Below are 15,306 nucleotides of genomic sequence, written 5' to 3'. Positions count from 1 at the left end.
AGTGGGGCGGCTAAGCAGGAGACCGAGATGGAAGTAGTCGGAAATCGCGGAGAGGTGAGGCCCTTGAGGCTGGAGCGAAATCCGTACGCTTCCCTGCGCTGGCATTATCCAGATCAGGTTCAAAGGGTATTTCTCACCCACGCAACACGGACCTCCAGCTCCGCGCTACGCAGGACCCCCGCGTTAGCAGCGCACACGATACACCGCCCGCCCGCGGTTTGGCAACCTGTCTGAATGACTCAAAAAAACTGGTCCGGATGAAACCAGACATCTCCTATGCTTGATTCGAGACCGCATCAGACAAGGCAACTTACAGCGAGGGAACGGCCGCCTTACAGTGAAAAATCGTCGGCGGCTTCAGGCTGATACAGGATTTTGTCGAGCTTGAGCACTTTCTGATCGCCGCTGGGTGGCGTGAAGCGGACGCTCTCGCCGCGGCGCGCGCCGAGCAGCGCGAGGCCAGCCGGCGAGAACACGTTCAGGCGCCCTTGCGCGAAATCGGCGTTGGGCGGATAGACGACGGTCCACGTCATCTGTTCGCCGCTCGCTGCGTCGATCAGCGTCGCTTGCGAGTTCATCGTGACGACGTCGGCGGGGATGTCGTGCGAGTCGACGATTACCGCGCGTTCGAGCACATCGTCGAGCATGTGCTGCAACTTGGCGTCGGTGGCCGCGTATTTCTCGAGGCGGGTTACGTCGAGTTCGGTCAGGTAGCAGGTTTTGATCTTCTTCATCATCAGGACTCCGGATAAGGCGGTCATGGATGGCCGCATGCAACGACCCATGGGGTGGTCGGCGGATGAGTGGACGAATGGGAGAGCCCGGTGCCCGGCGACGCGGCCCTGGGTATTGGCGGGCTGCGTCAGCGAGGGCGCCGGGCGGCGTGAAGCGGGACCGTTCGGGACGTCTCGCCGGGGCCGTGCGACGCGACGTCCGCGCGCGCGCGCTCGCCTGCGCGGCATGGGCGCAAGCGGGCGAGAGCACGGAAAGTCGGACGACGCAGAGAAGTCACGGGCAAAACGACCAGGTGTTGGGGAAGCGCGATCGAGGGGTGCCGGGCGACTAAGCGTGAGGCCGCGCGGCAGCAGCGAGACGAAAGTTTGATGTTAGCACGCTGTCTCACGCAGCTCCGTTTGCGACGTCGCGCCCGTCGACTGACCGTTTTTGTGCGGTGCGAGAAGAAAGCGGTGTGGTCCGCATTGCGTTCAAGCCAGTCAGAGGATTGCCGTTAAACAAAGTGCAGCGAAGGCCGCACTCCGGCGAAGCGATTCGCGGGATGGCGCGTGAATGGCGCGAGGCGACTCGCGCCGATTGACAAAGAGGTGCACATGAAAGCGGAAAGCAGGCGGTGGCGAACGTTCGGTCGCACAGTCGCGGTGGTGGCATTGCTCGCCGCGCCGCTGGCGGCGCCGGCGGCATCGACGGTGACGGGCGGCGTGATCCGGTTCGTGGGGATGATCGTTGCACCGCCGATGCAGATCAGCGTGGATACGGCGCCCCCTGGCGTCGCCGTCGGTAGCGCGAGCGTGGCGGGTCAGCGCTTCTCGCGCACGGTGACGTTCAGCGCGCCGCCGGGCGTCGTCAGCGGGGCCGATGTCGCGCTCGAAGTGAACGGCGGCACGCAGTCGCGCGATCTGGTGGCGGCGCGGTTCGTCGATGGCACCGGGCGCGTCGCGACGGCCCGCGACGGCCACTACGCGGTCGATCGCGCGGGCGGCGTGCTGTCGCTGAACGCGAAGCGCACCGATACGGACACGCGCGTGACGGTGGTGGTCAGTTACGACTGAGTCGCGGGCGAGCTTTGGCTGGCTCATCTCATGCCGGAAAAAAATTAAAAGAGGCTTGTCATAACCGGCCGCGCGGTTCGACAAACGTGCAGATTACGATCGGAGCACGTCATGTCGACCGCGCACAATCGCTCGATACTTCAGCGCTTTACGACTTTTTCGACGCCCGCCGTCGGCCTCGCGCTTTTTCTGCTGAGCGGTTCTGGCATCAGTGCGGCCGACGCGGCCGGGCCCCTATGCGCCACGCACAGCCCCGCGCACCGCGTCGCGCTCGTCGAGCTGTACAGCAGCGAGGGCTGCGATAGCTGCCCGCCCGCCGACCGCTGGCTCAGTCAATGGAAAAGCGACGGCGCCGCGCACGGCATCGTGCCGCTCGCGCTGCACGTCGACTACTGGAACAGCCTCGGCTGGACCGACCGCTTTTCCCAGCATCGCTTCACGGAACGTCAGCAAACGCTGACGCGTCTCGCGGGCGCGCACACGCTCTATACGCCGGAAGTGTTCGTTGCGGGCCGCGAGTTGCGCGACTGGTCGCAACGCGGCAGTTTCGAGCGCCGCATCGCCGAGCTCGTCGCCGAACCCGCCCAGGCGAGCGTCGCACTTGCGCTGAGCCCGCGTGCGCCCGGCGCGTTCGATGTCGATGCGCAGTTCAGCACGACGGCAGCCGCCGCCACGGGTGCGTTGAGCGCCTATCTCGCGATCTACGAGAACGCGCTGACGACGCAGGTCGGCGCGGGCGAAAACCGCGGCGCGACGCTGCATCACGAGCGCGTCGTGCGTGCCTGGTTCGGGCCCGTGCCGCTCGTCTCCGGTCACGCGCGGATTCATCAGGACATCGATGTACACGCTGCGAGCGTCGATGCGCAAGCCGATCCGAGCGCCAACGCCGCCGGCCGCTTCGGCGTGGTCGCGTTCGTCGAAAGCGACGCGAGCGGCGACGTGCTACAAGCGACCGACCTTCCCGCGTGCCGTTGATCGACCTCGCGCGCGCCGCATTCACTACCGCTGCTCGAGGAGAGCCCCATGTCCACACCCCACGCCTTGCGCCCCAGCGCACCCGCCGCGCCCGCCGCGCCGAAGCGCGGCGTCATTCATCCGCTGTGGCTGCGCATCACGCATTGGCTGAACGCGCTCGCCGCGATCGTGATGATGCTGTCGGGCTGGCGCATCTACGACGCGTCGCCGATCTTCCCGGCGTTCAGCTTCCCGACCGCGATCACGCTGGGCGGCTGGCTCGGCGGCGCGCTGCAATGGCACTTCGCGGCGATGTGGCTGCTGGTGTTCAACGGCCTCGTGTATGTCGCGCTGAATCTCGCGAGCGGGCGCTTCGTGCGCAAGTACCTGCCGCTGACGCCGCGCGCGGTACTGCGCGATTTCGTCGCCGCGTTGCGCGGGAAGCTGTCGCATGGCGATCTGCGCGTCTACAACGCGGTGCAGAAATTCGCCTACCTGTTCGCGATCGCCGATCTGATCGTGCTCGTGCTATCGGGGCTCGCGATCTGGAAGTCGGTGCAGTTTCCGCTGCTGCGCGAACTGATGGGCGGCTACGACAACGCGCGCATCGTGCACTTCAGCGCGATGTCGCTGCTGGCCGCGTTTCTCGCCGTGCATCTGGCGATGGTCGCGCTCGTGCCGCGCTCGTTGCTCGCGATGTTGCGCGGACGTTGAGCCCGCGGCTACCCATGCGCATGCTCACGCTCATGAAATCGCAACGCGAATTCCAAACGGATACCGAATCATGAACAAGCCGATAGAGAAACCAGCGGACCCATCCACACATCGTGTGAGCCACAAGCTCGACCGCGCATCGATCCTGCTCGATGCGAAGCGCGAACTGGCGATGCCGTCGCGACGCCTGTTCGGCAAGCAGCTCTTGACGCTCGGCGGCCTGTCGATGCTGACCGGCTGCTCGTTGACCGACGACGCTTCCGTGAACCGTTTCCTGACAGCCGTGTCGCGGCTGAACGATCGCGCGCAGGCCGCGCTGTTCGATCCGAAGCAGTTCGCGCCGACCTACACCGAAGCGCAGATCACGCGGCCGTTTCCCTTCAACGCGTACTACGGCATCGACGACGTGCCGCACGTCGACGGCTCAGATTATCAATTGAAGCTGAGCGGCCTCGTGACCGGCCAGCGCGTGTGGACGCTGCCCGAGCTGTACGCGCTGCCTCACGCGGAGCAGATCACGCGACATATCTGCGTCGAAGGCTGGAGCGCGATCGGCCGCTGGGGCGGCACGCCATTCGGCGATTTTCTGCGGCGCGTCGGCGCGGACACGACGGCGAAGTACGTCGGCTTCAAATGCGCGGACGACTACTACGAAAGCATCGACATGCCGACCGCTTTGCATCCGCAAACGCTGCTGACGTTTTCCTACGACGGCGAACGGCTGCCCGCGAAATACGGCTACCCGATGAAGCTGCGCATGCCGACCAAGCTCGGCTACAAGAATCCGAAGCACATCGTCGAACTATTCGTCACCAACACGTATCCCGGCGGCTATTGGGTCGACCAGGGCTACAACTGGTTCGGAGGCTCCTGACGCATGCGGGCGCACGCGCGCTTGCGGCAGCGGCTTCGGAAGCACGCCGGCTCTCGCCGGCTTCGATTCATCCACCACCAAGGAGTCATCCCATGAAGAAGATTGCAGTTACCACGATCGCGTTGTTGATGCTGGCAAGCGGCGGCGCGGCCTTCGCGCAGGCGAGCGGCGCGATGTCGAACGATGAGATGTCGAAGAATGCGATGTCGAAAGATTCGATGTCCAAAGACAGCATGTCGAAGGACGGCATGAAAAAGGACACGATGAAGCACGGCTCGATGAAAAAGGGCGGCGACGCGATGAAACACGAGGCGTCGGGCGCGATGGGCAACTGAGTCGGCGCCGAGGGCGCTTAGCGATCCTGCCGATGCACGGCCGCGCATCGAACGGATCCGACACCGCAAGCCGGGGATGCGTCCCCGGCTTTTCTGTTGCGGGAAACCCAAAAGTTACGATTCTCTCGCGTGGCGTTCTCGGCGCTTACTGCATAATGCGGTGCGCGCCGGGGCTTTGCCAAGCTTGCGGCCGCGCAGCGCGGCCGCGTTGCATCGTGTCGTTTTGACCGACGCGGCCGCCACCGCCGTTTCTGGCGCTTCCGGCGCCGCCCATCGTCTTCCCGTTCCACCGACATGTCCGCCAGCCTCGCCCGTCCGACCGCATCGCCGATGCGGTGCCCGCCATCCCGCCCGAAAGGTATCGACGCAGGCTCGGCGCCTCGCGGGCATCGAGCGCATCGCGCGGGTCGAGTGGCGACGGCGGACTGAAGCATGTCGCTGCAACGTTCAGCTTTTTCTCCGCGCGGCTGGCCGCTGCGTCTGCCGCAGTCGCGCAACGGGCGGATCGCGCTCGCGCTTGCCGTCGTTTATCTGGTGTGGGGCTCGACGTACCTCGGCGTGCACGTCGCACTCGGCTCGTTCCCGCCGCTGCTGATGTCGGGCTTGCGCAACCTGTTCGCCGGCATCGGTCTGTTCGTGTTCGCCGCGCGCCGCAAGCCGATCTGGCCGAGCTTCGCCGAAATCCGCAACGCGGGCCTCGTCGGCACCATGCTGGTGGGTCTGTCGAGCGGCATGCTAGCCTACGGCATGCGCACGGTCGGCACCGGCACCGCGGCCGTGATGGTCGCGACCGTGCCGCTGTTCGCGACCGTGATCGCGGCCGTCGCCGGACGCAAGATCGGCCGCGGCGAATGGTTCGCGGTCGGGCTGGGGCTCGCCGGCATCGTGATTCTGAGTCACGGCGACAGCACGCCGGGCTCGACGGGCGGCAGTCTCGCGATTCTGTGCGGCGCGCTGTTCTGGGCCGGCGGCGCGCATCTGGCCGGACAGCTGAAGCTGCCGTCGGACCTGTTTCTGTCGACCTCGCTGCAGATCGGCCTCGGCGGCGCGATGTCGACGCTGGTCGCATGGGCGTCGGGCGAGCGGATGCTCGAGCTGCATTTTCTGCCTCTCGTCGCGTTCCTGTATCTGATGTTGATTGGGACGATGGCGGCGTACGTCGCCTACGGTTATCTGATTCGCCACACGAGCCCGATCATCGCGAGCAGCTGCATGTACGTGAATCCGGTCGTCGCGGTCGCGCTGGGCGCGCTGCTGCTCGGCGAGCCGGTCACCCGCTCGACCGTAATCGCGACGATCGTGATTCTGATCAGCGTCGGCCTGTCTTTCTGGTTCGATTACCGGAAGAAGCGCAGCGCCTGATAGCGGCGCGGTTCTCGTCGAACCGCGCGCCCGCTGTCAAAGCCTTGCCGCCAGCTCCGCGCCCTCGCGGATCGCCGTGCCGTTTCATCGCGTTCTGAAAACGCGTCGCGTCGAGTGCCAGCCAGCACGCAATCATTCACGAAAAAAAAGCCCGCAGCGGCATCCCGCGACGGGCTTTGCAAATCCTGCTGCCATGTGCCGGCTTATTTCGCCTTATCCGCCTCGTTCGTGATGGCGTGGCCGCCCTTCGAAATATCTTCGCCAGCGCCCGCCATCGTGTTGCAGCCGGTGACAAGCATGGCAGTTCCTGCGAGCACTAGCAAAGCGATCAGTCGAGTCATGAAACTTCTCCTTGTCGAGAATGCATCGGTTGATGTCGTCCGACCGGGGCCATGCCAGTCGATCAGGTCTCGATCCGGTTTCGAACCGGCCTGTTTGCATGGTAAAAAAAGGGCGGGGGCGGCGCTGTCGGCCGTGCGGCGATTTTGTCGTAGGCGTGCTCCGGTGTTTGCGTCGGCGCACTCCTACAACGGCTTGGAGGCGCTGCGGCGAGCCTCTGTCAGACGGCGCTTTGCGACGAAGTGGGCGGCGTGGCCCGCGACGTCAGCGGCTGGTCGACCGAAGGCGTCGCGGCGCTCGCGCTCGGCATCACGACGTCGATGTCGGTGCCGTTTTGCGCGCCACGGCGGATGTCGAAGCGCCCGCCATGCGCGGCCACGCGCTGACGCATGCCGAGCAGGCCGTGCGTATGTGTGCGCTTCAGGTCGGCCGGCATGATGCCGACGCCGTTGTCCGCGATATGCAGCGCGACCTCGCCGTCGCCGACCCGCAATGCGATTCCGACCTTCGAGGCCCGCGCGTACTTGGCGGCGTTCGTCAGCGATTCCTGCGCGACCCGAAACAGCGCGATTTCGGTCTGCTCGTCGAGCTGGATATCGTCGGCGGGCAGGTGCAGCTCGAGCGTCCAGTTGTTGCGCTGCGCGGCTTCGTCGGCGAGCGTGCGCAGCGCGGTAACGAGCCCGAAATTGGCCAGCACGGTCGGCCGCATGTCCTCGATGATGCGCCGCTTCAACGCGATGCCCTGGTCGAGATTGGCGAGCGCGCGCTGCAGCTTGTCGGCGATGTCCGGCTCGCTGTCCTTCAGCTTGCGGCGCGCCCATGCGACGTCCATCCGGCATGCGGTCAGAATCGCGCCGAGCTCGTCGTGCAACTCGCGCGCGAGCTGGGTCTTTTCGTTTTCGCTGACCGCCTGCAGATGCCAGCCGAGCGCTTCGAGCTGCCGCGTGCGCTCGTTGACGAGCTGGTCGAGTTCCTCCTGCTGCGTGATCAACTGACGCTGCGCGCGCGCCTGTCGGTCGATCTGGATGCCGAGATTGCGAAACAGCAGGATGAACAGCACGATGTTCAGCGCCGACAGACCCGCCGCGCACAGCGTCGACAGCCGCTGGTCGGCGCGGCTCGCGGCCAGCGCGTGCTGAGCGCGGCGCTCCTCGTTGTCGCGCAGCAGCGCGAGCGTACTGTCGATCAACGACGCGTCCGCCGGGTTGACGTCGCTCGCGCTCCCGCATGCGCCGAGATCGAGCGGATGCGGCGCGGCGTGCTGCATCGCGGCGGCGCCCGCGCCGATGCGCGCGTCGATCAGCGCGAGAATCTGCGTGAAGCTCGCGAGTTCCGCGCTGTCCGCGCCGCCGCCGCGATAGAAGCGGTCCAACTGCTGCGTGGTGTCGCGGATGCGCGCGGCGCTCGCGCAGAACGCGTGGGCGGATGCGTCGTCCTTCGTCAGAAGAAACTGGTTTTGTTGCGCGGTGAGGCGCGACAGCTCGCTCGCGAGTGTGCTCAGTCGCACGGTGACGTCGCGCGCTTCAAGCGCGGTCTCATACTCGGCGGTGATGCGCTGACGCGCGGTCTCCAGAATCACGAGGCCTCCCACCGTGATCACGATCGCCACCGTCATCGCGATCGCCCAGCTGCGATTGCGCATCCAGTCGGCGAGCCGCGCCGTGGCGCGCGCGCCAGCTTGTTCCGGCGGGTTCTGCAGATTCGACACTTTCGGCTCCGGAAAGAGGGCATCGACACCGGCATCGACTCCGGCATCGCGCGAAGCCGCGCGCGTAATGTCGTCGTAACCCAATGTAAGCGGATTCTCACACGAAAAACGGCGAGCGTCGGAATGCGCGCGGCGCCGCGCATCGATAGCATGGACCCGATCGTTCATGCAATGTTTCGGGAGGAAGCCATCATGTTGAAGTGGGCACTGTTCTTCGCGATCGTCGCGGTGATCGCCGGTCTTCTCGGCTTCACCGGCATCGCGGCCGGCGCAGCGGCGATCGCGAAGTTCCTGTTCTTCGTCTTTGTCGTGCTGTGCGTGGTGTTCCTCGTGCTGGGCTTCGTCGTGACGAAGAAAATGATCGATTAGCGCGGCCATCGCGGTGGCGGCAAGCCGCGCCCTCACAGCAGGCGAGCGATTTGCTGGTAGTCGATTGGAAGGCCAACAAAAGGGAGAAATGCCATGCTTCACTATGCCATCGTCTTCTTCGTGATAGCGATCATCGCAGCCGTATTCGGCTTTACCGGCATCGCGGCCGGCGCGGCCGAAATCGCGAAGATCCTGTTCTACATCTTCCTCGTCGTGTTCGTGGTCACGTTGCTGCTCGGCGTGTTTCGAACCTAGCCGCGCGAGCCAGATGAACGCAACATGAGGTAGGCAGCGAAGTACGCAATGTAGGAACAGGTAGTCAACAAGGCGCGTGAACGCGCGGCGTTTGAATCCCCGATTGAGGCGCCCGGTTCGAAGCGCGCTGTCATTCCACCCTGGGCGCATCAGGCGCGATTCGTGCTGATGCGCGATTCACCCAATACCGGATAAAGGAGAAGTTCGATGACGAAGCAATCTGGCGACACGTTCGTGATGGACATCACGAAGATCCGCGAGGACGCGCGCAAGCATATGTCGGATGGTCCCGTCACGCAGAGCTATGGCGCGAATCGCGAGACGGTGCTCAAGCTGCTCAACGACGCGCTCGCCACCGAGATCGTCTGCACGCTGCGCTACAAGCGCCATTACTTCATGGCGAAGGGCATCAATTCCGAAGCGGTCGCGAGGGAATTTGCCGAGCACGCAACCGAGGAGCAGGAGCACGCCGATCGCATCGCCGAGCGCATCGTGCAGCTTGGCGGCGAACCCGATTTCGCGCCGGACGGCATCAAGGCACGCGCGCATTCGGAATACAAGGAAGGCACCGATCTGACCGACATGATTCGCGAGAACCTGATCGCGGAGCGCATCGCGATCGACACGTACCGCGAGATCGTACGGTATCTCGGCGAGAAGGACGTGACCACGCGCCGGCTGTTCGAGGAGATTCTCGCGGTCGAAGAAGAACATGCCGACGATATGGCGGATCTGCTCGCGGGGCGCGAGTAGCGCAGCAGGCGACACGGAAGCGTCGAAGGACCGGGTCGCGGGCGAACTCGGGAATGCCGGCAGCTGCGGTGCGAAGCCGCCCTCGCATTGCGCGTTCGGCCGTGGCCCCGGATCATTACCATGTCCGCATCGGAGCGACTCCCTTTGCACGGAACCCAACCGATGATTCGAGTGCTGATAGCTGACGATCATGCGATCGTTCGAGGTGGATTCAGACAGTTCGTCGCCGACGAGCCGGACATGTGCGTCGCCGCGGAGGCCGCCACCGGCGAGGAAGCGATCGGCCTCGTGCGCGAGCAGGCATTCGACGTCGTGCTGCTCGACATCGCGATGCCGGACAAGAACGGCATCGATACGTTGCGTGTGATCAAGCAGGTGCGTCCCGAGCAGGGCGTGCTGATTCTATCGGGCTATCCCGAGAGCCAGTACGCGATCAATCTGCTGCGCGCGGGCGCAAGCGGCTATCTGAACAAGGACTGCGAGCCGGAAGAAATCGTGCGCGCGATCCGCTCGGTCGCGCGCGGGCATCGCTATCTGTCGGAGGCGGTCGCCGATACGCTTGCCGACAATCTCGACAAGCCTGCCGCGGGGCGTCCGCATGAAGCGCTGTCGGAGCGCGAATTCCAGATCTTCTGCAAGCTCGCGGCCGGCCAATTGCCGACCGAGATTGCCGAAGAGCTGCATCTGTCGGTCAAAACGGTGAGCACGTATCGCGCGCGGGTGCTCGAGAAGATGCGTCTCGCGAACAACGCGGACCTCACGTATTACGCGATCAAGAATGGCCTGATCGACTGACGGACGATCGAGATATCCCGATGAACAGCGAACCGAACCCCGCTACCGAGTCAGCCAGCCGCGCGCCGTTGCGCGTGCTGCTGATCGAGGATTCGCCGCTGATCCGCCGCAGCCTCGTGGAGGCGATCGATGCGTCGGGCCTGCTGCGCGTGGCCGCTTATGCCGATTCCGCCGATCAGGCGATCTCGCTGCTCGGCGACGAAGCGTTCGACGCGGTGATCGTCGATTTGCAGCTGAAGCTGGGCTCGGGCGTGCCGGTGCTCGCATATCTGCAACGCGAGGGGCTGATCGATTCGATGTTCGCGGCGGTGCTGACCAATCACGCGTTGCCCGCGTACCGCGAGCGCTGCGAGCAGTATGGCGTGCGGCACTTTTACGACAAATCGTTCGAGTTCGATCGCGTGCTCGATGCGCTGCATGAGTATGCGTTGGGGCGGGGTGGCGGGGTGTAACGACTCGACCGTAGTTGGCGTTTCTAGTCCTGTTTCCACACTCCGCGCGTCATCGCTTCTTCGAGCATCCCAAGGGTAAGCGAACGTCCGCCGAGCAATTCTCGCGCGCTGGCACTGAACGGGGACTTCAACGCGGCCACGACGATGTCGCGCTTGCGCATGTTGGCGGATGGAACGTGGTAAGCGACGTCGAAATCGCGCAGGTCCACATGGAAGCGGTCAGCCCATGCCCGCATCACCTCGACGATTTTCGCCGGCTCCCAATCCAGATCGTGATACAGATCCATGTCACGGGTCAGCTTGTCGTCGAGAGGCAGCCCGGCGGGAGTGCGCATTTCGCGGATGAACCGAGCGAGATCGAGCCACGTGTCGTTCATTACAGACGATCCTCCGGCTGATATCAATGCCCAGCCCGCGCCGGCAACCGCAAATGATTCCACGCGCCGAGCCCGGCAAACGCGATCCCCGCGATAGTCACGCCGACCCACCCGAACACCGGCCACACGATCGCGCCGACACCCGAGCCCAGCGCCCCGCCGATGAAATACGCGACCATGTACACGGTATTCACGCGGCTGCGCGCATCGGGCTTCAAGGCGTAGATGCGCGACTGATTCGAAATCTGCGCGGCCTGCACGCCGATGTCGAGAATGATCACGCCAACCACGAGTCCCGCGATGCTCTTCGCCGACGCACCGAAGATCACGAACGCGATCACGACCAGCACGAGCGACACGGTGATGATCGCGCGCGGTCCACGCCGGTCGGCGAACTTGCCGGCGAGCGGCGCGGCCAGCGCGCCGGCCGCGCCGACGATACCGAACAGCCCTGCCGCCTGCGGCCCGAGATGAAACGGCGCGCCCGCGAGCAGCAGCGCGAGCACCGACCAGAAAATGCTGAACGCGCCGAACAACGCCGCACCGGTCAGCGATGCCTCGCGCAGCGCGCGATGCTCGGTGACCAGGTGCCACATCGACACGAGCAGCTTGCCGTACGGCAACGTCGAGGTGGGCTGACTCTTCGGCAAACGCAAAATGATGACGACCGCGAGTGCGAGCAGCGCGACGACGGATGCGCCAAACACCGCGCGCCAGCCGAAGTATTCGGCGACGATGCCCGCCGCGGTCCGGGCGAGCAGGATGCCGAGCAGCAGGCCGCTCATCACGGTGCCGACCGCGTGGCCGCGCTCGGACGGCGGCGCGAGTTCGGCCGCGAACGGCACCGCCTGTTGCGCGATCGTCGCGAGCACGCCGATCGCGAGACTCGTGACGATCAGCACCGCGAGCGTCGGTGCCGACGCCGCAATGACGAGCGCGACGCACAGGCCGGCGATCTGCAGCAGGATCAGCAGACGCCGGTCGAAGCGATCGCCGAGCGGCGCGAGCAACAGCATGCCGGCGGCGTAGCCGAGCTGCGTGACGGCCGGCACCGCGCCGACCCATGACGCGCTGCCCGGAAACGACTGGCGGAAGTTATCGAGCAGCGGCTGGTTGAAATAGATGTTTGCGACCGAGACACCGGCGATCGTCGCGAGCAGCAGCAACACGCCGCGCAACGACCGGGCGGAGGAAGCGGAAGTGGAAGCGTCGGAAGTGGACATGACAGGGGCGGATCGACGGACCGGCCCATGCGCGGTCCTCAAGCGTGCCGATCATACCGGAGCGGCGGGGTTCGTGCTGACGGCCGCGCGAGGCTCGCCCGCGCATCCGGTATCAGGCGGTTGCGAAGTGTGTCCGGCGGTTCAGTCGATCAACGCGCCGGCGTCGTAGAACGGATACGGGCCGTCGGCCGCGTCGACATACGCATGATGCGTGACGATGCCCGTCGCGGGATCGTAGTAATGGAGCGCATACGCGGGCGGCTCCATCACGAACGCCGACGGTCCGTCCTCGCGAAAATCGAGCGCCACCTGGTGCGCGGGCGCTGGAATCGCGCTCGCGATCGTGCCGCCGAAGCGCACGAACATCGACCGATGCACGTGCCCGCAGAGCACGCGCTCGACGTTGGGATGCTGAGCGATCAACGCCGCGAGCTTGTGCGACGCCGCCCGGTCGAGCCGGATCTCGTCCATATGCCCGATGCCGCACGCGAACGGCGGGTGATGCAGCGCGACCACGACCGGCTTGCCGCGCGCCGCATCGAGCTGCCGCTCGAGCCACGCGAGCCGCGTGTCGCACAGCATGCCGGCGCTCGAACCGGGCACTAGCGAATCGAGCGCGATCACGCGCAGCGGGCCGACGTCGAGCGCGTACTGCACGAACTCGCCGCCGCTCAGCAATTCCTCGCGCTCGGCAAACGCCGCGCGCAGCGCGTTGCGTTCGTCGTGATTGCCGACCATCAGGAAGTAGGGGATCGCGAGCGGCGCGAGCAGTGTTTTCAGGTGTGCGTACTGCTGCGGGTCGCCCTGATCGACGAGGTCGCCGGTGATCAACACCGCGTCGGGGCGCCGGATGAGCGCGTTGAGCGCGTCGACGCAGCGCGCGAGGTAGGGGGCGGTATCGACGCGGCGATACGCGAGTGCGCCGGGTTGCTTGATATGCAGGTCGCTAATTTGAGCCAGCAGCATGACAGAGGTCCTTCGGGTTGCTTCGTGTCGGGCGCCAGGATGCGGCGCTGTTTTTACCTACGATAGCGCAATCAGTGCGTCCGGCTCGATCGAGATGCCGACCGGCGTGCCGCGCGCAAGCTCGATGCGGCCCGCGACGTCGACGAAGAGCGGCTCGGGCGCGGCACCGCCAATCGTCAGACGCGTGCGTTCGCCGAGGAACGCGGTGCTTTCGATCTGGCCGCGCAGCTGCGCGAGCGCGGGGTCGGTGAGCTGGGCATCCTCGGGGCGAAAGAAGATTTCGTGCGCGCCGCGTGCGTTCGACGCATGCGCGGGCAACGGCACGGCGCCGCCGCTCGTCGCAAGCATGCCGTCGCGCGGCTCGCCCGCGACACGGTTGATCGTGCCGACGAACTGCGCGACCGTGCGATTGGCCGGACGATAGTAGATGTCGCGCGGCGAACCGATCTGCTCGATGCGTCCCGCACTCATCACGACGATGCGATCGCCGAGCTCCATCGCTTCGGCCTGATCGTGCGTCACGTAGACGGTCGTGATGCCGAGTTCGCGCAACAGCGCGTTCATCTCGCTGCGCAATGCGTCGCGCAGACGCGCGTCGAGCGCGGTCAGCGGTTCGTCGAGCAGCAGCACGCGCGGCTGCACCGCGAGTGCGCGCGCGAGCGCCACACGTTGACGCTGGCCGCCCGACAGTTGATCGATCGGTTTGTCGGCGTGCGCGTTGAGCCGCATCATGCCGAGCAGTTCGTCGACGCGTTGTCGCGCGACTGCGGCCGGCACGCGTTTGATCTTCAGACCGTAGCCGATGTTGCCGCGCACGGTCAGGTTCGGAAACAGCGCGTAGCTCTGGAACACCATGCCGACCGCGCGTTTTTCGATCGGCAGCGTGGTCACGTCGTCGTCGCCGAATGCGATGCGGCCGCCCGCGTCAGGTGTTTCGAGGCCCGCGATCAGGCGCAGCGTCGTCGTCTTGCCGCAGCCCGACGGTCCGAGCAGCACGAGGGTTTCGCCCGCGCCGATCGTCAGGTCGAGCGGTTCGAGCACGCGCGTGCCGCGAAACGTTTTGGCGCACTGCGTGAGCGTGATGGGAACCGAGGTCAGTTTCATGGCGTGTCGATGGGCTTCGCGGAAGAGGCAGCGCCGCGCTTCTTCGACGCGCTGCGCTGGCCGGTCGCATCGACGCCGAGCCATTGCATCGCGACGAGCAGCGGCATCGTCATGATGAAGAACAGGATCGTGTACGCGCTGCCGATCTCGATGCGCATCGACGCGTAGGTGTCGGCGAGGCCGACCGGCAGCGTCTTCGTATCGGGCGTGTGCAGCATCCACGTGAGGTTGAATTCGCCGATCGACAGCGTGAGCACCGCGAGCGCGCCCGCGACGATGCCAGGCCGCGCGTTCGGCAGCACGATCGTGACGAAGCGCGTGAAGAAGCTCGCGCCGAGGCTCGCCGCGCCTTCTTCGAGCGTGCGCAGATCGCTGCTCGCGCAGACCGCCGCGACTGCGCGCACCATGAACGGCAGCGTGAACACCACATGCCCGACGACGATGAATGCCGCGCTCATCCGAAACGCCGTGAAGCCGCCGTAGATCACCAGCAGCGCGAGTGCCGATGCGAGGCCGGGCAGCGCGATCGGCAGCACCAGAAACTCTTCGACGATGCGTGCGAAGCGCGTCTTGCTGCGCGCGAGCACGTAGCCCGCGGGCACGCCGGTCAGCAGCGTGACGACGAGCGTCGCCGCGGCCACTTCGAGCGACAGCCACACCGAGTCGTGATACTGGGTCCACACTTCGACGAGCCAGCGCAGCGTGAGTCCGCTCGACACGCCCTTGAAGTAGTTGACCGTCAGCCCGGCGACGATCGACATGACGACCGGCACGATCAGGAACGCGCACAGCAGCAGTGTGACGAACCATTGACCCGCGGCGAGCCATGTTCGTGTGGAAGGCCACGCGCGTCGCGCGCGCGGTCCCGCTGCCGGTTGCGAAGACGGCGAAGGGGCGGTGATTGAGTTCATAGGTAGGTAGTCGTTGCGTTCGCGAACG

19 protein-coding genes and 1 riboswitch are annotated in these 15,306 nt (G+C 65.6%); of the genes, 11 read left to right on the top strand and 8 right to left on the bottom strand.

Annotation, left to right across the window (positions count from 1 at the left end; genetic code table 11):
• Positions 1–72: 72 nt before the first annotated feature.
• Positions 73–190: riboswitch (TPP riboswitch) on the bottom strand.
• A gap of 142 nt (positions 191–332) precedes the next feature.
• Positions 333–734: a GreA/GreB family elongation factor gene (locus OKW37_RS17135; protein ID WP_176078894.1), complete on the bottom strand. Its 402-nt coding sequence runs from the start codon at positions 732–734 to the stop codon at positions 333–335.
• Positions 735–1,328: 594 nt separating this feature from the next.
• On the opposite strand from OKW37_RS17135, the gene OKW37_RS17130 reads away from it, so the two are divergent.
• The 6 genes from OKW37_RS17130 (at position 1,329) to OKW37_RS17105 (ending at position 6,026) form a co-directional block, all read left to right on the top strand.
• Positions 1,329–1,787, top strand: a complete 459-nt coding sequence (locus tag OKW37_RS17130) for a hypothetical protein (RefSeq protein ID WP_187626591.1) — start codon at positions 1,329–1,331, stop codon at positions 1,785–1,787.
• Between the two features lie 111 nt (positions 1,788–1,898).
• A complete protein-coding gene (locus OKW37_RS17125) occupies positions 1,899–2,762 on the top strand; it encodes a DUF1223 domain-containing protein (RefSeq protein ID WP_429405110.1) in 864 nt (287 codons plus the stop codon).
• Between the two features lie 48 nt (positions 2,763–2,810).
• A complete protein-coding gene (locus OKW37_RS17120; RefSeq protein WP_187615498.1) occupies positions 2,811–3,455 on the top strand; it encodes a cytochrome b/b6 domain-containing protein in 645 nt (214 codons plus the stop codon).
• Positions 3,456–3,525: 70 nt separating this feature from the next.
• On the top strand, positions 3,526–4,329 hold the full coding sequence (locus OKW37_RS17115) for a molybdopterin-dependent oxidoreductase (RefSeq protein ID WP_429405112.1): 804 nt from the start codon (positions 3,526–3,528) through the stop codon (positions 4,327–4,329).
• Positions 4,330–4,421: 92 nt separating this feature from the next.
• Positions 4,422–4,664, top strand: coding sequence for a pentapeptide MXKDX repeat protein (locus tag OKW37_RS17110; protein WP_184063782.1), 243 nt, complete (start codon positions 4,422–4,424; stop codon positions 4,662–4,664).
• Positions 4,665–5,096: 432 nt separating this feature from the next.
• Positions 5,097–6,026, top strand: a complete 930-nt coding sequence (locus OKW37_RS17105; RefSeq protein ID WP_429405114.1) for an EamA family transporter — start codon at positions 5,097–5,099, stop codon at positions 6,024–6,026.
• A gap of 203 nt (positions 6,027–6,229) precedes the next feature.
• Here OKW37_RS17105 and OKW37_RS17100 read toward each other — a convergent pair whose 3' ends face one another.
• A complete protein-coding gene (locus OKW37_RS17100; protein ID WP_018421109.1) occupies positions 6,230–6,367 on the bottom strand; it encodes an entericidin A/B family lipoprotein in 138 nt (45 codons plus the stop codon).
• A gap of 218 nt (positions 6,368–6,585) precedes the next feature.
• Positions 6,586–8,241: a sensor histidine kinase gene (locus OKW37_RS17095; protein WP_429509883.1), complete on the bottom strand. Its 1,656-nt coding sequence runs from the start codon at positions 8,239–8,241 to the stop codon at positions 6,586–6,588.
• A 24-nt stretch (positions 8,242–8,265) separates the two neighbouring features.
• On the opposite strand from OKW37_RS17095, the gene OKW37_RS17090 reads away from it, so the two are divergent.
• From OKW37_RS17090 to OKW37_RS17070, 5 genes are all read left to right on the top strand, one after another.
• Positions 8,266–8,442: a DUF1328 family protein gene (locus OKW37_RS17090; RefSeq protein ID WP_090805380.1), complete on the top strand. Its 177-nt coding sequence runs from the start codon at positions 8,266–8,268 to the stop codon at positions 8,440–8,442.
• Between the two features lie 93 nt (positions 8,443–8,535).
• Entirely contained in the window at positions 8,536–8,697 is a 162-nt protein-coding gene (locus OKW37_RS17085) for a DUF1328 domain-containing protein (RefSeq protein WP_006052455.1), read from the top strand.
• A gap of 207 nt (positions 8,698–8,904) precedes the next feature.
• Positions 8,905–9,450, top strand: coding sequence for a ferritin-like domain-containing protein (locus tag OKW37_RS17080; protein ID WP_429363554.1), 546 nt, complete (start codon positions 8,905–8,907; stop codon positions 9,448–9,450).
• 162 nt (positions 9,451–9,612) lie between these two features.
• Positions 9,613–10,245, top strand: a complete 633-nt coding sequence (locus OKW37_RS17075; protein WP_090800919.1) for a response regulator — start codon at positions 9,613–9,615, stop codon at positions 10,243–10,245.
• Between the two features lie 20 nt (positions 10,246–10,265).
• A complete protein-coding gene (locus OKW37_RS17070; RefSeq protein WP_184063793.1) occupies positions 10,266–10,697 on the top strand; it encodes a response regulator in 432 nt (143 codons plus the stop codon).
• A gap of 23 nt (positions 10,698–10,720) precedes the next feature.
• Here OKW37_RS17070 and OKW37_RS17065 read toward each other — a convergent pair whose 3' ends face one another.
• The 5 genes from OKW37_RS17065 to OKW37_RS17045 all read right to left on the bottom strand — a co-directional run bounded on the left by OKW37_RS17065 (position 10,721) and on the right by OKW37_RS17045 (position 15,278).
• On the bottom strand, positions 10,721–11,074 hold the full coding sequence (locus OKW37_RS17065; protein ID WP_429405119.1) for a DUF1493 family protein: 354 nt from the start codon (positions 11,072–11,074) through the stop codon (positions 10,721–10,723).
• 23 nt (positions 11,075–11,097) lie between these two features.
• Positions 11,098–12,297, bottom strand: coding sequence for an MFS transporter (locus OKW37_RS17060; protein ID WP_429405121.1), 1,200 nt, complete (start codon positions 12,295–12,297; stop codon positions 11,098–11,100).
• A gap of 141 nt (positions 12,298–12,438) precedes the next feature.
• On the bottom strand, positions 12,439–13,263 hold the full coding sequence (locus tag OKW37_RS17055) for a phosphodiesterase (RefSeq protein ID WP_429405123.1): 825 nt from the start codon (positions 13,261–13,263) through the stop codon (positions 12,439–12,441).
• A gap of 57 nt (positions 13,264–13,320) precedes the next feature.
• Complete coding sequence (locus OKW37_RS17050; RefSeq protein ID WP_429405126.1) at positions 13,321–14,367, bottom strand: ABC transporter ATP-binding protein; 1,047 nt, start codon at positions 14,365–14,367, stop codon at positions 13,321–13,323.
• A complete protein-coding gene (locus tag OKW37_RS17045) occupies positions 14,364–15,278 on the bottom strand; it encodes an ABC transporter permease (protein ID WP_184063806.1) in 915 nt (304 codons plus the stop codon). The genes OKW37_RS17050 and OKW37_RS17045 overlap by 4 nt, the downstream gene beginning before the upstream one ends.
• Between the last annotated feature and the right edge of the window lie 28 nt (positions 15,279–15,306).

Source organism: Paraburkholderia sp. MM5482-R2, assembly GCF_050436125.1.
GTDB lineage: Bacteria > Pseudomonadota > Gammaproteobacteria > Burkholderiales > Burkholderiaceae > Paraburkholderia > Paraburkholderia tuberum.
The sequence above is the reverse complement of the archived record's forward strand: the minus strand, read 5'-3'. Positions and strand labels throughout refer to the sequence as shown.